Origin of the sequence: Desulfoluna butyratoxydans (assembly GCF_900699765.1) — a bacterium.
Classification (GTDB): domain Bacteria; phylum Desulfobacterota; class Desulfobacteria; order Desulfobacterales; family Desulfolunaceae; genus Desulfoluna; species Desulfoluna butyratoxydans.
Genome location: NZ_CAADHO010000003.1, coordinates 97,610 through 113,522 on the forward strand (window position 1 = coordinate 97,610; position 15,913 = coordinate 113,522).

A 15,913-nucleotide genomic window follows, 5' to 3' on the forward strand; every position below is an offset into this window, starting at 1 on the left:
GAAGACAAAAAAAGCGGGCCCCGTATGGGGTCCGCTTTTCTGCGTTTGGGCCTGGGGCTGGGCTACTTGCCCTTGGCCGGGTCCGGGAAGATGAATCCCTTGGCGGCCAGCTCCTCTTTGGAGAGGGCTTCCAGCTCGTGGGGGAGGACCAGCCAGTCCTGGGAGGCGTATTTGCGGTAGTGGAAGTGGGGGGTGATGTCCACCTGGGTGTTTTCCGGCTTGTAGTAGAGGGCCGCCATTTTCACGTCTTCGGGGTTGCACTCCACCTCGTCGAGAACGCGCTCGTACACCGCCTTGAAGGTTTTTCCGCGGTCGAAGATGTCGTCCACGATGAGAAGGCGCTTGCCTTTTTCCATGCGGCGCTTCAAAGAGTCCAGGTTCTCTACCAGCACCTCACCGGCCTGAGCGATGCCCGTGTAGGACTGGGCGTGGATGGTGGTGAACTCCTTGGGGGTTCCGGAAAGGAGGCCAAAGACCTCCTGCATGTAGATACAGATCTGGGCCCCGCCCCGCGTGATGCCCGAGAGGATCTCAAAATCTTCCCCTGCCGTGAAAATTTTCTTGGCAAATCCCCAGCAGTCCCGTTCCATCTGGAGGGCGTCGATAAAAATCTTTTCGTTAACCTGGCTCATGTGAACTCCCCGGTTTTATAAAAAAGAGCCCTGTCAGGCCCTTTCTGGATTTAAGCTTGTTTGGGGGGAGTTTATACAGGGTTTTTGTCAGGATTTCCACTGAAGAATCATCCCACGGCCACGAGAACAAGTCCCACGGACATGATGGCAATGCCCGTGAATTTCGGCGCGGTGCGGCTCTCCTTGAGAATCCCCATGCCCATGAGGGCGCCCAGGGGAATGCTGAGCTGGCGGAAGGCCACCACGTAGGTGACGTCCGATGCAAAGTTCATGGCGGTGAGTACCAGGCTGTAGGTGCCGGAAACGCCGATGCCGGTGACGGCGGCGTTCTTGAGGCGCCGGGTGACCGTGTGCCGCAGACGCCCCCGGGCCGTAGCCCTTGGCAGGACCAGAAGGAGCATAAAGCCGATACTCGTGAGGTTCTGGACGAGAAGATAGAGCAGGGAGAGCCTGAAGGAGGAGATGCCCTGGCCCGTCAAAGGTGAGAGCAGGCGGATGCAGTGGTCGTCGGCCAGGGAGTAGACCACGGTGCACAGGGCCACCACAAGGGCCGCTGCCGAAGCGCGGTTGAGATAGCCCCCGGGACGGATGTCTCCGAAGGAGGCCTGGGGCAGCACAAAGCAGCCTGCCATGATCAAGGCGCCGCCCGCAAGGCAGGTGGCGGAGATGGCCTCACCCCGCCCCAGTAGAAAGGACCCGGCGGCCACAAAGACCAGGGGAAAAGCCCGGGCAATGGGGTAGACTACGGAGAGCTCCCCGCACCGATAGGCCGCAGAGAGGCTGGTGTAGTAGAGGCACTGGAAGAGCCCCCCCACCGTCAGGGGAAGCCATACCGCCGGGGGAAACCGCAGCACGGTGGGAACCACGGGCAGCACCACGGGCGACAGGGCCAGGGTTCCGATGATAGTGGCCACCAGGAAAAACGCGATGGAGGGGTGCTCATGTTTTCCCATGAGGTTCCATCCCGCATGGGTAAACGCAGAGACAATGATGAGGGCAACGGCGGTGAATTCCATGTCAGGGCTGCCTTTTCAGCATAGGGAGAATCTGGCTCAGGAGGAGGCCGGCACAGGCCTCGGGGGAACGCGTGCTGGTGTCGATGGTGAGATCCGGATTTTCCGGGGGCTCGTAGGGGGCGTCCAGGCCGGTCATGCCGGTGAGAATCCCCTGTTCTGCTCTGGCGTAGAGGCCTTTGGGATCTCGGGTGCGGCACACCTCAAGGGGGGTGGATACGTGGATCTCCACGAACCGGTTTTGAAATTTGTCCCGCAGGGCGCTTCGTTCGGCATGGTACGGGCTGATAAAGGCGCAGAGGGTGACGAGCCCGGCATCCAGGAAGAGCCCGGCCACCTCTCCGATGCGGCGGATGTTCTCTTTGCGGTCGGAAGGCGAGAGCCCCAGGTCCTGATTGAGACCGGAGCGGACATTGTCTCCGTCAAGGAGAATGGTGTGGACCCCGTGATCATGGAGCCGTTGCTCCAGAAGGCCGGCCACCGTGGACTTTCCCGATGCGCTGAAGCCTGTGAACCAGAGGAGCAGAGGGGCATGCCCCTTTTGGGACGCACGCATCCCCGGGGTGACAGGGTGGTTGTGGGTGAACACTCGGGTCGTCATAACAGCTCCTTAACGAGTCTGGACGGGGCAATGGCCGGATAGCCTTAGGTGATCCGTTCATACCATCGGACGGGGCGGGAGGAAATAGGAAAAGGGGGGTGGGGAGTGAATGGTCAATAGTGAATAGCGAGTGGGAAATAGCGAGTGGGGAGCGGTTTCAGATGCGTCCCGTCATTACATGTGACGGAAAAGGTGGCGCCGGGGCCTGGGGGTGTATTATAGCAGATGGCTTGGAAAGGTTTTTGGGTAGACGCAGGCAAGGAGAGAGGGAAATGGACGAGCCGGTATATATTGTCTCGGGATACATGCGATCCGGGACTTCCATGATGATGAAGGTGCTTGAAGGGGCGGGTATGGCGGCCCGGTACAATTCGAGAAAAGATGAGGTGCTGGGGGAAAAGTACGGCAGGGAGGGTTACCATCCCAACCCGGAAGGTTTTTTCGAGCTGGGCCGCAAAGAGTTCGATGATCCCGGTTTTCCCGGGATTTTTTCAGGGCAGCTCATTAAGGTGCTGCACTGGCGGCTCAAGGGGCTGCCCGCTCACCCCTATCGCATCTGTTTTATGACCCGGGATCCCAGGGAGATCGAGGTGAGCTACCTTAAGATGTTCAGGCGTCGTCCCCCCTTTGTCCTTCAGAAATACCACGAGCTGGTGGAAGAGGTGGTCCGGGACGTGAATGGCCGGGGCGACTCCGAGATCCTGCTGGTGCCCCACGCCGACATGCTGACAGATCCGGCAGCTGTCCTTGCCCGCCTTTCCGCGGCCGGGTGGCCCCTCACCGACCTTAAAAACGGCGCCGCCCAGGTGGACCCGTCCCTCTACCGCTCCCGCCCCGAGACCCTTGACGAGGCCCGCGACGCCGTGCCCGGCCTTCGTACCGATATTCCCGAGTGTCTGTCATAACAAAAAAGCCCCCGGAAAACCGGGGGCTTTTTTTTATATCATGCAGCGGTCGACAACGCGCCGCCTGCCAGGGGGATTATCCCAGAAGGATTTTCTTGGCAGACTGGTCGTTGATGTCCGAGATGTGCAGGATACCTGTCTCTTCGGCGGTCTCGCGGTTGGCTGCGAAGATGTCGTTTCGGGTCAGGGTGTCCATGGAGAAACGACGGGCACCTGCCATGAGCTGCTGGATGCCGCAGCCGAGCTTGTCGGCGAGGGTCCAGATGGCCATGGCGCCGTAGGGGATGTTTTCCATCTCCTCTTTGCCCACTTTCTTTTCGATGTCGTAGTAGCAGGAGAAGATCTCCTGGGGGGTGGTGCCGAACTGGGTAACGGTCTTGGGAAGTGCATCCCAGTTGCCGTTGACATTTTCCTTGCGCTCGTGGTGGATGGCGCCTTCGATGTTGGCCCCGAGGAAACCGGGAACCATGAGGGCACGACCCATGCAGATGAGCTTGGTGAAGGGGGCACCCAGGGCGAGGCCCTTGTAGATGCTGTCCTCCAGGGCAAAACCACCGGCAAAGGAGATGTCCACAACGTCCTGGCCGCTGGCAGCCAGTGCCGCAGCGTATTCGTAGGCCTTGGCGTGGAGGTTGATGGAGGGAACGCCCCAGCTCTGCATCATGTTCCAGGGGCTCATGCCGGTGCCGCCGCCGGAACCGTCGATGGTGAGCAGGTCAAGCTTGGCTTCGGAGGCGAACTTGATGGCCATGGCCAGCTCTTCCATGCCGTAGGAACCGGTTTTCAGGGAGATGCGGGCAAAGCCCAGGCTGCGGAGGTAGTCCACGCTCTTCATGAAGTCTTCGCGGACGAGCTCTACGCTGTTGAGGTTGGTCCCACCGAGGCGGCTGTGGCGGGCAAAGGACTTGATGGCACCGCTCTTGAATGCTTCCTGAACTTCGGGAAGGAGGGGGTTGGGGTCAACCACGTAGCCGCGCTCTTTAAGGAAGGTGGCGTAATCGAGGCTGGAGACCTGGATCTCGCCGCCGATGTCCTTGGCGCCCTGGCCCCACTTGAGCTCGATGATGCACTTGTCGCCGTACTTCTCTGCAACGTACTCAGCCACGCCGTTACGGGTGTCTTCCACGTTGAGCTGAACGATGATGGCGCCGTAGCCGTCATAGTAACGCAGGTAGGTATCGATGCGGCGGTCCAGCTCAGGGGAGTTGATGACCTTGCCGTTTTCGATGATGGACTTCTGGTCCACGCCCACGACGTTTTCGCCGACGACGATGGGAATACCGGTCAGGGCGCAGCCGATGGCAAAGGAGTCCCAGTATTTGGCGGCGATGAAGGTGGAACCCAGGGCACCGGTCATCAGGGGCATGCGGCACTTGGTCTTGATTTCGTTACCGAACTCGGTGGTCAGGTCCACGTTGGGGAAGATGCAGTCGTCCGGGTCGTTGGTGAGGGTGCCGTTGAGGCCCATGGCGCCGTACGCGTAGCCCTGGATTCGCAGGGAGTTGTAGGAGACGCCCAGGTGGGTGGTGTTGTTGGCACCAGCGGTGACCACACCGAAATCACGGGGGTAAAGGAGTTTACGGCCGACCATGCTGGAGAGCCAGGTCTCGCATTTGCCCTGACAGTCGGCGCGGCAAAGGGTGCAAAGTCCTGATTCAGCGGGGTTTCCACGGTTTACGGTTCCGAGTACATCGTTGTTTTTGGCAAAACGCATGACAATTCTCCTTCTCAAAGTGATCTTAAAAATATGTCAAATCAAAATTATCGTGATGCGGATGGCATGTTCTGTATGCAGCGTGATGTTCACGCGCTCGGTCACAGCGTTCTGAATGTAAATACCTGCTCAGGTATCGCAGTCCTTGATTAATAGAGAGTACAATGGCAAGCAAATGAGATCGCATGCTCGGTTCGTGATCCTGCGCAGATTTTATCCGGGGACGTCTCTGGCTGTTCAGGAGAACTCAGCAAAGGCGCAAAACATTCAGTGTAGCGCTTTGTATTATTAGTTTGACCGTTAAGATCGAACCAAAACACAGTTTATATGACAGTTCAAGAAAAAATTGAGCGAGATATTGCAAGGGATCCGGCAATGGCGTAGGCGCAAAATCCGCAAAAAAATGGGTTGAAGTAATTTACCTGCGATAAGTTTTAGAATGACTTATAAAAAGGGGGGAGACCGCCCCGAATTTTATTCGGGCTTTATGAGGATCAGCCGAATAATACAAAGAGGCCCATGCTCATTTTTTTCGCGCCGTGAACTGACGTTGACGTAAAATTCAGTCGTTGGTCCAGGGTTGGTACCCTGGCTGTTGGGCGGAAATGTTCTGAATTTATTTGATATCTGATATATCACATATGTGAGAAACAGTGTTGTTCGGTCAAGGGAACGGTTCGCCGATTCGCTGCCTTTTGCCTGTTCTGCGTCAATCGCGAAACTGAGCTGAATAATATTCGCGATAAGAAAAGTTCGGGGTGTGTTTCTGCGATTTGAGTTGAAACGATGGGGGGCTTTCTGTGGATCGGTGAGTTCCGGCATCAGGGCGGGGTATGTGGAGAACGCCCCAGATTCCGTGAACGGCGGGGCGTTTCACCTTTATACGGGTTGGGTAAGGAAAAAGGCAAAGGGGGCTGCTCTGCTGAAAAGGCCTTTTGTAACGTGACCATGCACAGGAACAGCCCCCGAAGGCTTTTCTTATACGGCAAGGCCCACGGAAAAGAGCAGGGAAAAGACCACCGAGAGCTTGGCCGTTGACGCCAGGGTCTCGTTCAGGGCGGGGCCCTTGGTGTGAAAGAGATCCTTTATAATAGGCAGCACCATGGGAGAGGCTCCCAGAGCCAGGAAGCCCGCAGCGCCCATGAACCCGGAGAGGAAGAGCAGGGGCAGCATGAAAAACGGGATGAGGACAAGGAGTCCGCAGAAGACGGAGCTCATGCCGCGCCCCATGCGAACGGCAAGGGTCCGCTTTCCTGCCACGGAGTCCGTGGGGATGTCCCGGAGGTTGTTGACGTTCATGATGGCCGCCACCAGGAGGCCTGCAGGGATGGAGGTGATGAGGGGCCGGGGGCCCATGGTGAGGGCCTGGACGTAATAGGTGCCGCAGACCGCCACCGGTCCGAAGAAGAGAAAGGCAAAAAGCTCACCCAGGCCGTTGGAGGCGATGGGGTAGGGCCCTCCGCTGTATGCCAGGGTGGAGAGGATGCACAGCACGCCGATGACCACAATGGGCAGTCCGCCCCGGGCCACCAGATAGATCCCCGTGACAGTGGCCAGCACCAGGCAGAGCACCATGGCGGCCAGGACCCGGTTCGGTGCGATGAGGCCGCTCTGGGTTACCCGCACAGGCCCCAGGCGCTTTTCCGAGTCGATGCCGTGCTTGTTGTCAAAGTAGTCATTGGCCAGGTTCACCGCCACCTGAAGGAGCATGGCCCCCAAAAGGGCAGCCAGGGCGGGGAGAAAGGCAAAGGCGTTGTCGCCCATGGCACAGGCCGTGCCCACGATAACCGGGGCCGCCGATGCGGGAAGGGTTTTGGGCCGGATGGCAAGGAACCAGGGCGATGCAGTAAGGGTTTGAACGACAGACATGGGGAACTCCTTAATTATATAAAAAATGCCTCCGGTGGAGGCTGCTTTTCGTATGCTTCTTACCCCTTTGCGTACCTTCGTTCGATGGTATGGATCAGGACATAGAGGGCCGCGCCCAAAAGGCCCATGGCCATGATGCCTGTGTACATCTCCGGGTACATGAGGACCTGGTAGGTCTCCACCACGATGTAGTAGCCGAGTCCCCAGCTGGTGAGGGACTGTTCGGCGATGAAGAGGACGGCCACGGCCGTACCCACCGAGACCCTCAGGGCCGTCAGCACAGCGGGAATGGATGCGGGCAGGTAGACGTAGCGGAAGAGGGCCCGTCGTCCCGCGCCCAGGGAACGCACCGAGATAATGAGCTCGCGCCTCAGCCCTGCGGCTTCGTCCCGGACCACCACCAGGATCTGAAAGAAGATGATAAAGGCGATGAGGGTGATTTTGGAGAGGTCGGTGATCCCCAGCAGCACGTAGATCACCGGCAGGAAGATGATCTTGGGGATGGGGTAGATGATGGCCACCAGGGGCCCGACGATGCGGTCGAGTTTGGGCAGCTGGCCCAGGGCCAGGCCCAGGGGGGCTGCCGTGATCACGGCCAGGAGAATGGCGGCCAGGACCCGCGCTGTGCTGGCCAGAAGGTGGAGGCCCAGGTCTCCGGGCAGGGCCTTGAGGAACAGGGGTACCACCACGGTGGGGGGCGGCAAAATGGGCCGGGCAAGGAGCATGGAGGCCACCTGCCAGATGAGGAGAAGGGTGAGGCTGCCCAGAAGGGTTCCCATGGGGGTGGAGCGCCGACGTACCTGGCTCATGGCTTCTCCTTTCGGGACCGGGTCTCGATGAGGGCGCGCAGGGCGCTGCACTGCTCCAGGAACTGTCTGCCCATGCGCAGGTCGGGGTCTCCGGCGTGGGGATTGTCCACGATGGTGGGCGTTTGGTTCACGGTGTCGGACAGGACGAGAATTTTTTCGCCCAGGACCACGGCTTCTTCGATGTCGTGGGTGACGGTGAGGCTCGTGAGCCCGGTCTCCCGGTGAAATCGGTTCATCACCCGCTGGAGCTCTTCGCGGATGGGGGCGTCCAGGGCGGAAAAGGGTTCGTCCATGAGCAGGAGGTCCGGTGAGAGGACCAGGGTCCGGGCAATGGCGGCCCGCTGGCGCTGGCCCCGGGAGAGTTCTGCGGGGTATTTTTCCCGCACGTGGTCGATGCCGAGCCAGGAGAGCCAGTGGCGGGTCAGGGCCTCTTCGGCCTCGGGGTCTTTTTCGGCGTCTTCGGGGCTGTGCTTGCCGTCGGGACCGTAAAACCCGCGGATCTTGAATCCCAGCTTCGTGTTCTCCTCCACCGTGGCCCAGGGCAGGAGCCCGTGGTCCTGGAGCACGAGGCCCGTTCGGGGCCGGGGTCGCTCGATGGGAGCGCCCCCCACGCGGATCACCCCTGAGTCCGGCCGGGTCAGCCCGGCCATGAGGTAGAGCAGGGTGGTCTTGCCGCAGCCCGATGGGCCGATGACACTCCACGCCTCGCCCTGGCGGATGGTGAGAGAAAAATCCTCAAAGATGGGGGCACGGTCCCGGTAGCGGAAGTTCAGGGTCTCTATGTCGATGATGGGAGCGGTCACAGGTCTCGGCTTACTCCTTGAAACGGCCGGTCACAACGGAGGTGCCGTAGGCGACGGGTTTTTTGAGAATCCCTTTTTCCGTCATCCAGGCCATGACATCGTCCCACTGGGCCCTTGATGGCACGGTGTTGACGGGAAAGGGCGGAATGACAAAGCTCTGGCGAACGTTCTTGGGGACCCGGATCTTTTTAAGCATCAGGGGCCGGAAACTCTCGGGGTCGGCGTTGATGTCTTGGGCAGCCTTCATCCAGGCGTCCACAAAGGCCCCCACCGCCTGCTTGTTGCCGGTCCAGGCTTCGGCGCTGACGGAGAGGACGCTTGCGCTGTACAGGGGGGCGCGGGTGTCGTCCATCACCACATGGGCACCGGCCTTCATGGCGGCAAAGGCCAGGGGATCGGGCAGGGTGGCGGCCTTGATCTGTCCGGAGAGGAGCAGCTGCATGCGCTCGGGCAGGACTGGCACCGATTTTTTGACGATCTCTTTGGTGGAGAGCCCGCTGTCGCCCAGGAGCCGGTCCGTGAGGTATTCGATGACGGTGTGCTTGGAGACGGCGATGGGAACCCCTGCAAGCTGGTCCGGGGTGGTGATCTTTGAGCCGGGGCTGGAGAGGATTCGAAAAAGGGGCGAACTCCCCTTGGGTGCACGGGCCACGGCCACGATCTTCATGCGTACCGTCTCCCGGTTGAAGCTCGCCGTGCCCGAGATTTCGTTGACCATGGCGTCGATGCGGCCCGCCTGCATGAGCTGGTCCCGCTCCAGGGCGCTGCCCACGGGGAAGGTCTCCACGCGGATGCCCGCCTCCTTGAAGTACCCCTTCTCCTCGGCCACGAACACGGGCAGCACGTCGGGGATGGGCAAAAGGGCGATGCGCAGGGTGGGGGGCTGCTGGGCTGCGGAGGCTGGGGAGCAGACCGACAGCAGGGCCAGCAGGGCGAACAGGGTGGTGGCAGCCTCAATGGCGAGCTTTTTCATCATAGACCTCATGGCATGGGATTGAAAAGGCGGTGTTCCCATGGGGAAAACGCCTTACCGCATTACTCGTAACCTTACGGTGTATACAGGATTTTTACGGAAAAATGTACCCGCTTGTGCCGCCGTGATGCTGACAGAAGGGGGAGGGGATCCGTATAAGACAGGGCGCGCGGGTGGTTGTGATCGCTGTTTTTGAGCAAAAACAGTTGACATGCGTGGTGGGCTGTGACAGGAAAGAAGGCAATAGAAACCTGCAGGTTTCAAAAGCAAAAAGGGTTCCTTAATGTACTTCGGCCCAGATCTGACAAGGGCTGGGATTGAGTAATGTCAAGCCACGAAGGCTGGCGCACCGCACAAGCGGTCCGTCGTCATGTCGTGGCTTTTTTTGTTTGGAGGGTCGGTGGTCCGGACGCCCATATTTCACGAAGCCCACAGGGAGGATGGTATGCAGCAATGGAAAGCCGTGGTTGCTGCTTTAAGCCTTATGGGTGTTTTTGTTCCCGTTGAGTGCCCATGACGGGATCTGGATGATCCGGGTGGAGAAAAAAGAGAAGGCCCCGACGCCGCGATGCGACAGCCATGTGATGCAGGCTGTCCTGATTTTTGGCGTGGGGTGATGGCATTGGGCCTGTGACGGGCCCGGGGCGAAGGTGCGGTTCCTGAATCGGTCAGGGGGACGAAGGCGTCCATGATCGCGCCTTCGCCCTATTTTTTTGGGCGTTGGCCTAAGGGTACCAGGCGTCCACCAGCTCGCCCACCTCAAAGGAGACGACCTCGTCGCGTTTTTCGAGCCAGGCGTTTGCCAGGGCGCGGTGCTCGTCGGTGACGCTGCCGCGGGTGGCCAGAACCACGAAACCGGCAAAGTCAAAACGGTCTCCACCGCCGCCGAAATCCAGGCCGTTGGGGTCGATCACTTCATCCAGGAAGGACTCCACAAAGGCGTCCAGGGCCTCGTTGGTGTTCTGGTCGGTGAACTTGATGGTGAGGTTGAAGCCGAACTCCTGGAACTCACCCACGTGCAGTTTTTTTCTCAGTCGTTTTTTCATGGTGGTGTCATATCCTAATTTGATGGTTTACCCATGTTGTCGTGTTGTATTGGCGCCCCAGCTTACACGAATTCAAAGGGGACGCAATACAAAAAAACGCTTGATGCCGATCCGTTAGGGGGCAGCTCTTTTTACGGCCCGGTTTTGGGGGATCGGGGCCGGATTTTTCGTGGGTTGAACCGCACCACCGCCTGCCTCAGCTCATGGGGCCTTTCGGGGTCGTCTCCATGCGGTCCGTAGGTGAGGGCCACATAAAGGCGGATGATCCTGCGTGCCTCGGGGTAGAGGTGGGGGGCTTCTTTCTTGATCCGGTCCAGGTAGTCCAGGGGGCCGGTGGCCGGATGTCGGGTGATTTTTTCCTTTTCCATTTTCTTTTGAAACAGCTCCCAGCTGGCCCGTACCGGCGGGATTTTGGTGCGGCTCCGCAGTTCCAGGATCAGCCAGGCCAGCCCAAAGGCGGCGCAGCAGAGGGCAACCCCCCAGGCTGCGGCGGCAACCCACCCTTTGGCGGATCGGGACGAGGCGCCCAGTTTTTTGAGGAACGCCTCCTGGAGGCTGCCGGAGTACCCGATGACCCGCGTGTCCCAGTGGTAGTTGAGGGCATCCCACCCCAGGCTGATTCGCTGGAGCCCCCGGGTCAGGAAGGAGGCGCCGTCGCCGATGAAAAAGGAGGGGCGGTCCGCCTCGGGAAGGCCGAAGCCCGCCCCCCGCTCCACCCGGTCCGGTGCCACGGCCGAGGTGGGGTCCACCCGTACCCAGCCCTGTCCTTTAAGCCAGACCTCTGCCCATGCGTGGGCATCGGCCTGCCGGACGATGAGGTAGTTTCCCATGGGGTTGACGGTACCCCCCAGGTAGCCGCCCACGATACGTGCCGGAACCCCTGCGGCCCGCATGAGAAAGACAAAGGCCGAGGCGTAGTGCTCGCAAAAGCCCTTTCGGGTGTCAAAGAGGAATTGGTCGATTCTCTCTTCAGAGAGGAGGGGAGGGGTGAGGGTGTAGACGAACCCGTTGGTGCCGAGATAGGTCAGGGCGCTGTCCACCACCTGGCGGGCATCCGAGGCCTGGGCTCGCCAGCGACGGGCCAGGCGGCGGCTTTTGGGGTTTCCCCCGGGGGGCAGGCGGGTAAAGACGGCCTCCCAGGGGGCAAAGGGCCCGGTGGTGTAAGCGGTGGCGGAGTGAAACCGGTAGGGTGCTTCCTTGAGGCCCCCCTTGGGCTTTTGCATGGTATGATCTGCCCATTGTGCCGTGCCCTTGGGCAGGGTGACGGGAAGGTCCAGGGGAAAGAGACGGTCCGTGTTTTTGGTTTCCACCATGATTTCGTAGGACGCAAGGGGGCCGGTACCTCTGACCGTTGCCCCCGATGGGGGGCGGGTGGCGGCGCGCCAGGAGGTGCCGTTGAAGCTTTGGAAGACGATGCCCCGGAAGTAGCGCAGGCCCGAGGGGGGAATGGTTCCGTCAAAGGTCACCCGGAAGACCGGGGCCTGGCTTTTGACCATATTGGAGACGCTGCCCGGGGAGAGGGTGGTTGAAAACCCCGAAGAGGCGCTTCGGCTGGCGGTGATCCCGAAGAGGCTTCCGTCGATGCGCGGGAAAAAGAAGAAGAGGACCAGGGTGAGGGGGACGGCCTTGCCGGTGATGGCCCCCGACACCTTGAAGGCCTCTTTCAAGGGCACCGCAGGGCAGTTGATGCGCAGCAGGATGGCGGTGATGTGGATCATGGCCGCCACCATGTACGCTGTCATCACAAGGGAGGCGGAGAAAAAGAGGCTGGAGACCACCATGAAATAGGCAATGAAAATGGCGATGAACAGGTCCCGCTCCCGCCGGGTCTCCAGGGGTTTCAAACCCGCCATGACACACAGGAGGCTGGCCCCGAAGCGGTTGTCGATGACCCCGTTGCTGGAGACAAACACACAGGCAAACCCCAGGAAGGTGAGGCACACGCGGGAAAGGGTCCGGGGCAGGGGCCACCCCTTGGGCTCGGACAGCACCGCATACCCCCAGAACCCGACACACCAGACAGGGATCCAGGGGCTGAGGTGGGTCATGTGGGGAATCAGCCCGGCCGCAAGGGCCGCCACCAGCAGGGGCAGGGTGCCTTTCACCGCCTCTTCCCTGGGATGGCGGCCTTTTTTTGTTGAAGACGTCGACACGGTGGTTGGTCCAACCTTTTCTTTCATGTTCACATGGCACGATGCTTTCGAGGTGGCTCACCTCGCCGCAGGAAGCACGCTTTTTGTTAGCCCGGATATTTCATGAGAAAACGACGTATCTAAAATAATAGATCGTGATTGCGCTATGTTATTGTGGCCGACTCGTGAAATATCCGGGTTGGTCGCTTGGTGGCATCATGGCCAGGGCGGTGAGGCATCGGTCCCGATGGGGGACGCTGGCCGGGGCGCCCGGATCGATGGTTATGCCCGGGGCCGACAGGCCGTAAGGGATTCCTTGCCGGTGGGCTTCCAGCACCAGGTGGCAGAGGTGGCTGATGCGGGCCTCGGTTCCTGTTGCCCGGATGAGGTCCCAGGAGAGGGTGACGGCGTGGTTCTGCTCTGCCTCAAAGGATTTGGTCCAGAGGCCCTGGCCCCGGGCCAGGGGTTTCCAGGCGATGCGGCTTCCGGGATCCCCCGGACGATAGGTCTTGAGTTCCCTGAAGTCGCCGGTCTCGGAGTGTGGGGAGGTTCCTGCGCCTTGACCTGGGCTAGGGGCTGTGGCCGTTTCAAAGGCATGGGGCAGGGGCGCGGGAAAGACAAGGCAGTGGGTGTCCAGTCGGATGCTTACCCAGGTGCGAAAGAGCCCGAAGGGGTAAGTGGACTCCACGATGAGGGGCGGGGGCCGGAAGCGTCCTCGCGCCAGGGTTTCAAGGGGCAGGCGGAAGGTGACGGTCTCTCCTGCAGGGATGTCCCGCACAACGCGTCCCTGGTCCTTGAACCCTGCCGCGACCCTGTAGCGGGGGGCGGCGTCGGCTTTGACGGCCAGCTCAAACCAGAGGGGCTTGCCCGCAAAGACAGGGGTGTGCTTTTCCGATACCAGGGTGAGCACTTTGATGTTTTTCTGGGTGTAGAGGGTGGACATCAGGGCCATGGAGGCCAGAAGAAAGGCAAAGAGAAACCCGGGGTTGTTGGTGTAGTTCAGGGAGCCCCCGACCATGGCCGTCACCGCGCAGGCAAAAAGAAGCCCCCGGCCCGTGGGGAGGATGTAGATGCGCAGGGCCTTGATCCCAAGGGGAAGGGGCCGTCGGGGGCCCCGGGAGGTGAACCGGAGCAGGGCGTTTGCCGCGGCGACTTTCACGGAACGGGCACCTCCATGAGCAGGTCCTGGAGCTGCTGGAAGGAGTATTCGGACCGGGTCTCCCGGGACTGGAGCCGGTGGCCGGCGATGTAGGGGAAGACAGCCTGGAGGTCTTCGGGGATCACGTGGTCCCTGCCGTTGAGGCAGGCCCAGGAGCGGGTGGCGTGGAGGATGGCCAGTCCGGCCCGGGGGGAGAGACCGTGGGTGAAGTGGGGGGCGCTCCGGGTAAAATCAAGGAGGTCCTGCACATAGTCCAGAAACGCGGCGGAGACGTGGATGGAGGCGATGCTGCTTCGGATGGTCATGACCTGCTCGGTGTTCAGCACCGGCCGGATTTTTTCAATGGCGTGCTTTCGGTTCCCGGTTTCAAGGAGTTCGCGCTCGGCTTTGCGGTCCGGGTACCCCACGCTGATTCGCATGAGGAACCGGTCGAGCTGGGACTCGGGCAGGGGAAAGGTGCCGGACTGCTCCAGGGGGTTCTGGGTGGCGATGACGAAGAAGGGCTTGGCCAGGGGGTAGCTGTTGCCTTCAACGGTGACCTGCCACTCTTCCATGGCCTCCAGAAGGGCGCTCTGGCTTTTGGGGGTGGCGCGGTTGATTTCATCGGCCAGGAGCACCTGGGTGAAGATGGGCCCCTTGTGAAAGACAAAGCTGCCGCTGGCCTGGTCGAAGACGGAGACCCCCAGGAGGTCGCCGGGGAGCATGTCGCTGGTGTACTGCATCCGGGTGAAGCCAAGCCCCAGGCAGCGGGAGAGGGCCTTGGCAAGGGTGGTCTTGCCGATACCCGGTCGGTCTTCGATGAGGAGGTGTCCACCGGCAAAGAGGCAGGTGATGGCCAGCTTCACCTCGTGGGTTTTGCCGAAAACCACCCTGCTCATGGCGGAGATGATGTCGTCAAAGGCTTTTTTCATGGCGGCCTTTATATCATTTTATAAGGCGGGCCGAGGCCCGGTTGCGTTTGGCATGGTTCCAGAAGGCGTTGAGTGCTGATATCCTTCAACGGGGATGACCACAGGTGGTGATCCGGTACGAAAGGGTATCAATTTTTTGATGATACGTGGTTGACGGCGCTTTCGTCAAATCTTTCCGGTTTTCCGGGGGCTCTTCGGGCGAGGGGGTTGTCGCTGATTGAGACGCGGGATGTTTCATGGTACGCTATGATGTTTGATGGGGCTGCCTTGTGGGGCTCCGATGCCATGAAACCAGGAAAGGAAAAAGGAACGGCCCATGCAGCGCATGATGATTACGGATTTTGACGGGACCCTGTTCCGCAGCGACCGCACGGTGGCGGATGAGGATCTCGAAAGCCTTCGGCGGCTGGGTGAGCAGGGTGTCATCCGCGTCATCGCCACGGGGCGCAATCTGTACTCGTTCATGAAGGCGGCCCCAGCGGATCTGCCCGTGGACTACCTTGTCTTCTCCACCGGGGTGGGCATCGCCCGGTACCCCGACCCGGCGGCCAACATGATCCGGGAGGCGAGCCTCTCCCATGAGGCCTGCCTGTACATCAAGGGGGTCTTTGACTCCTTTGGGCTGGATTACATGGTCCACGGAGCCGTGCCCGAGGGGCATCGTTTCGTCTACCACCGGCACGCGCCGGAGAACCCCGATTTCGATACCCGTCTCTCCTTTTACGATGGTTTTTCCGAACCCATCAACGGGCACTTTTCCGGTCCGGCGTCCCAGTTCCTGGCCATTACCCGGGAGGTTCGCGCCAGCGCCCTGTTTGCAGAGATTTCCCGGGCCCTGTCCGATTTCACCGTGATCCGCACCACCTCACCCTTTGACGGCGCCAGCACCTGGCTGGAGGTCTTTCCCAAGGGGATCTGCAAGAGCGAGGCGGTATCTTATCTTGCCGAGCAATGCGGGGTCTCTCCCGCCCAGACCATGGCCGTGGGCAACGACTACAACGATGAAGATCTCCTTCACTGGTCGGGCAAGGGGTTTGTGGTGGCCAACGCGCCGGACGACCTGAAAGCCTGTTTTGCCTCGGTTTCGGACAACGACACCTGCGGGGTGTCCGAGGCCATCGGACGCTGGGCTGCCTCCGGTTCCTGCTGACCCGGATGGGTCATAAGAAAACGATCAGGCCAGAGCCATTGGCTGAGATTGCTCCTGTTTGTTGACGCCGTGAAATATCCGGGCTGACGGTTGCATCTCCCCTTTGCCCTCACTTTTGCGACAAGACCCTTCACGGCCCGTGGTTACGGGCCGCTCTGCTTTTCTTCTCCCTTCTTTTTCCGGTTCTACTCCGATG

14 protein-coding genes are annotated in these 15,913 nt (G+C 60.5%); 2 read left to right on the forward strand and 12 right to left on the reverse strand.

Annotation, left to right across the window (positions count from 1 at the left end; all coding sequences use genetic code 11):
* Positions 1-62: 62 nt before the first annotated feature.
* From MSL71_RS09400 to cysC, 3 genes are all read right to left on the reverse strand, one after another.
* On the reverse strand, positions 63-632 hold the full coding sequence (locus MSL71_RS09400; RefSeq protein WP_180139322.1) for a phosphoribosyltransferase: 570 nt from the start codon (positions 630-632) through the stop codon (positions 63-65).
* Between the two features lie 107 nt (positions 633-739).
* Positions 740-1,648 (reverse strand): EamA family transporter, encoded by a 909-nt coding sequence (locus MSL71_RS09405; RefSeq protein WP_180139325.1) that lies wholly within the window; start codon positions 1,646-1,648, stop codon positions 740-742.
* Between the two features lies 1 nt (position 1,649).
* The gene (gene cysC, locus MSL71_RS09410; protein ID WP_180139366.1) at positions 1,650-2,246 is read right to left on the reverse strand and encodes an adenylyl-sulfate kinase; all 597 of its coding nucleotides are present in this window, start codon (positions 2,244-2,246) and stop codon (positions 1,650-1,652) included.
* Positions 2,247-2,518: 272 nt separating this feature from the next.
* On the opposite strand from cysC, the gene MSL71_RS09415 reads away from it, so the two are divergent.
* The gene (locus MSL71_RS09415) at positions 2,519-3,151 is read left to right on the forward strand and encodes a hypothetical protein (RefSeq protein WP_180139380.1); all 633 of its coding nucleotides are present in this window, start codon (positions 2,519-2,521) and stop codon (positions 3,149-3,151) included.
* A 76-nt stretch (positions 3,152-3,227) separates the two neighbouring features.
* On the opposite strand, the gene MSL71_RS09420 is transcribed toward MSL71_RS09415, so the two are convergent.
* The 9 genes from MSL71_RS09420 to MSL71_RS09460 all read right to left on the reverse strand — a co-directional run bounded on the left by MSL71_RS09420 (position 3,228) and on the right by MSL71_RS09460 (position 14,567).
* Positions 3,228-4,865, reverse strand: a complete 1,638-nt coding sequence (locus tag MSL71_RS09420) for a glutamate synthase-related protein (RefSeq protein WP_180139383.1) — start codon at positions 4,863-4,865, stop codon at positions 3,228-3,230.
* A 978-nt stretch (positions 4,866-5,843) separates the two neighbouring features.
* Positions 5,844-6,734 carry a 1,4-dihydroxy-2-naphthoate polyprenyltransferase gene (locus tag MSL71_RS09425; protein ID WP_180139386.1) on the reverse strand — a complete coding sequence of 297 codons (891 nt, stop codon included), beginning with the start codon at positions 6,732-6,734 and terminating at the stop codon, positions 5,844-5,846.
* A gap of 59 nt (positions 6,735-6,793) precedes the next feature.
* Positions 6,794-7,543, reverse strand: coding sequence for an ABC transporter permease (locus tag MSL71_RS09430; protein ID WP_218950993.1), 750 nt, complete (start codon positions 7,541-7,543; stop codon positions 6,794-6,796).
* Positions 7,540-8,346 (reverse strand): ABC transporter ATP-binding protein, encoded by an 807-nt coding sequence (locus MSL71_RS09435; RefSeq protein WP_180139389.1) that lies wholly within the window; start codon positions 8,344-8,346, stop codon positions 7,540-7,542. Before MSL71_RS09435 ends, MSL71_RS09430 begins: the two co-directional genes overlap by 4 nt.
* A 10-nt stretch (positions 8,347-8,356) precedes the next feature.
* Positions 8,357-9,322 (reverse strand): ABC transporter substrate-binding protein, encoded by a 966-nt coding sequence (locus MSL71_RS09440; protein WP_180139392.1) that lies wholly within the window; start codon positions 9,320-9,322, stop codon positions 8,357-8,359.
* Between the two features lie 722 nt (positions 9,323-10,044).
* Positions 10,045-10,365, reverse strand: a complete 321-nt coding sequence (locus tag MSL71_RS09445; RefSeq protein WP_180139396.1) for a YggL 50S ribosome-binding family protein — start codon at positions 10,363-10,365, stop codon at positions 10,045-10,047.
* Between the two features lie 131 nt (positions 10,366-10,496).
* Complete coding sequence (locus MSL71_RS09450) at positions 10,497-12,545, reverse strand: transglutaminase TgpA family protein (RefSeq protein WP_180139399.1); 2,049 nt, start codon at positions 12,543-12,545, stop codon at positions 10,497-10,499.
* Between the two features lie 121 nt (positions 12,546-12,666).
* Positions 12,667-13,656, reverse strand: a complete 990-nt coding sequence (locus MSL71_RS09455) for a DUF58 domain-containing protein (protein WP_180139402.1) — start codon at positions 13,654-13,656, stop codon at positions 12,667-12,669.
* Entirely contained in the window at positions 13,653-14,567 is a 915-nt protein-coding gene (locus MSL71_RS09460) for an AAA family ATPase (protein ID WP_180139405.1), read from the reverse strand. Before MSL71_RS09460 ends, MSL71_RS09455 begins: the two co-directional genes overlap by 4 nt.
* Positions 14,568-14,883: 316 nt before the next feature.
* Between MSL71_RS09460 and MSL71_RS09465 the strand changes: the two genes are divergently transcribed.
* Positions 14,884-15,717, forward strand: a complete 834-nt coding sequence (locus MSL71_RS09465) for an HAD family hydrolase (protein WP_180139408.1) — start codon at positions 14,884-14,886, stop codon at positions 15,715-15,717.
* Positions 15,718-15,913 lie beyond the last annotated feature (196 nt).

What these genes read in the sequence shown, in the direction of transcription:
- MSL71_RS09400 (WP_180139322.1), bottom strand. Translation starts at nt 632, where the DNA reads ATGAGCCAGGTTAACGAAAAGATTTTTATCGACGCCCTCCAGATGGAA.
- MSL71_RS09405 (WP_180139325.1), bottom strand. Translation starts at nt 1,648, where the DNA reads ATGGAATTCACCGCCGTTGCCCTCATCATTGTCTCTGCGTTTACCCAT.
- cysC (WP_180139366.1), bottom strand. Translation starts at nt 2,246, where the DNA reads ATGACGACCCGAGTGTTCACCCACAACCACCCTGTCACCCCGGGGATG.
- MSL71_RS09415 (WP_180139380.1), top strand. Translation starts at nt 2,519, where the DNA reads ATGGACGAGCCGGTATATATTGTCTCGGGATACATGCGATCCGGGACT.
- MSL71_RS09420 (WP_180139383.1), bottom strand. Translation starts at nt 4,865, where the DNA reads ATGCGTTTTGCCAAAAACAACGATGTACTCGGAACCGTAAACCGTGGA.
- MSL71_RS09425 (WP_180139386.1), bottom strand. Translation starts at nt 6,734, where the DNA reads ATGTCTGTCGTTCAAACCCTTACTGCATCGCCCTGGTTCCTTGCCATC.
- MSL71_RS09430 (WP_218950993.1), bottom strand. Translation starts at nt 7,543, where the DNA reads ATGAGCCAGGTACGTCGGCGCTCCACCCCCATGGGAACCCTTCTGGGC.
- MSL71_RS09440 (WP_180139392.1), bottom strand. Translation starts at nt 9,322, where the DNA reads ATGATGAAAAAGCTCGCCATTGAGGCTGCCACCACCCTGTTCGCCCTG.
- MSL71_RS09445 (WP_180139396.1), bottom strand. Translation starts at nt 10,365, where the DNA reads ATGAAAAAACGACTGAGAAAAAAACTGCACGTGGGTGAGTTCCAGGAG.
- MSL71_RS09450 (WP_180139399.1), bottom strand. Translation starts at nt 12,545, where the DNA reads ATGAAAGAAAAGGTTGGACCAACCACCGTGTCGACGTCTTCAACAAAA.
- MSL71_RS09460 (WP_180139405.1), bottom strand. Translation starts at nt 14,567, where the DNA reads ATGAAAAAAGCCTTTGACGACATCATCTCCGCCATGAGCAGGGTGGTT.
- MSL71_RS09465 (WP_180139408.1), top strand. Translation starts at nt 14,884, where the DNA reads ATGCAGCGCATGATGATTACGGATTTTGACGGGACCCTGTTCCGCAGC.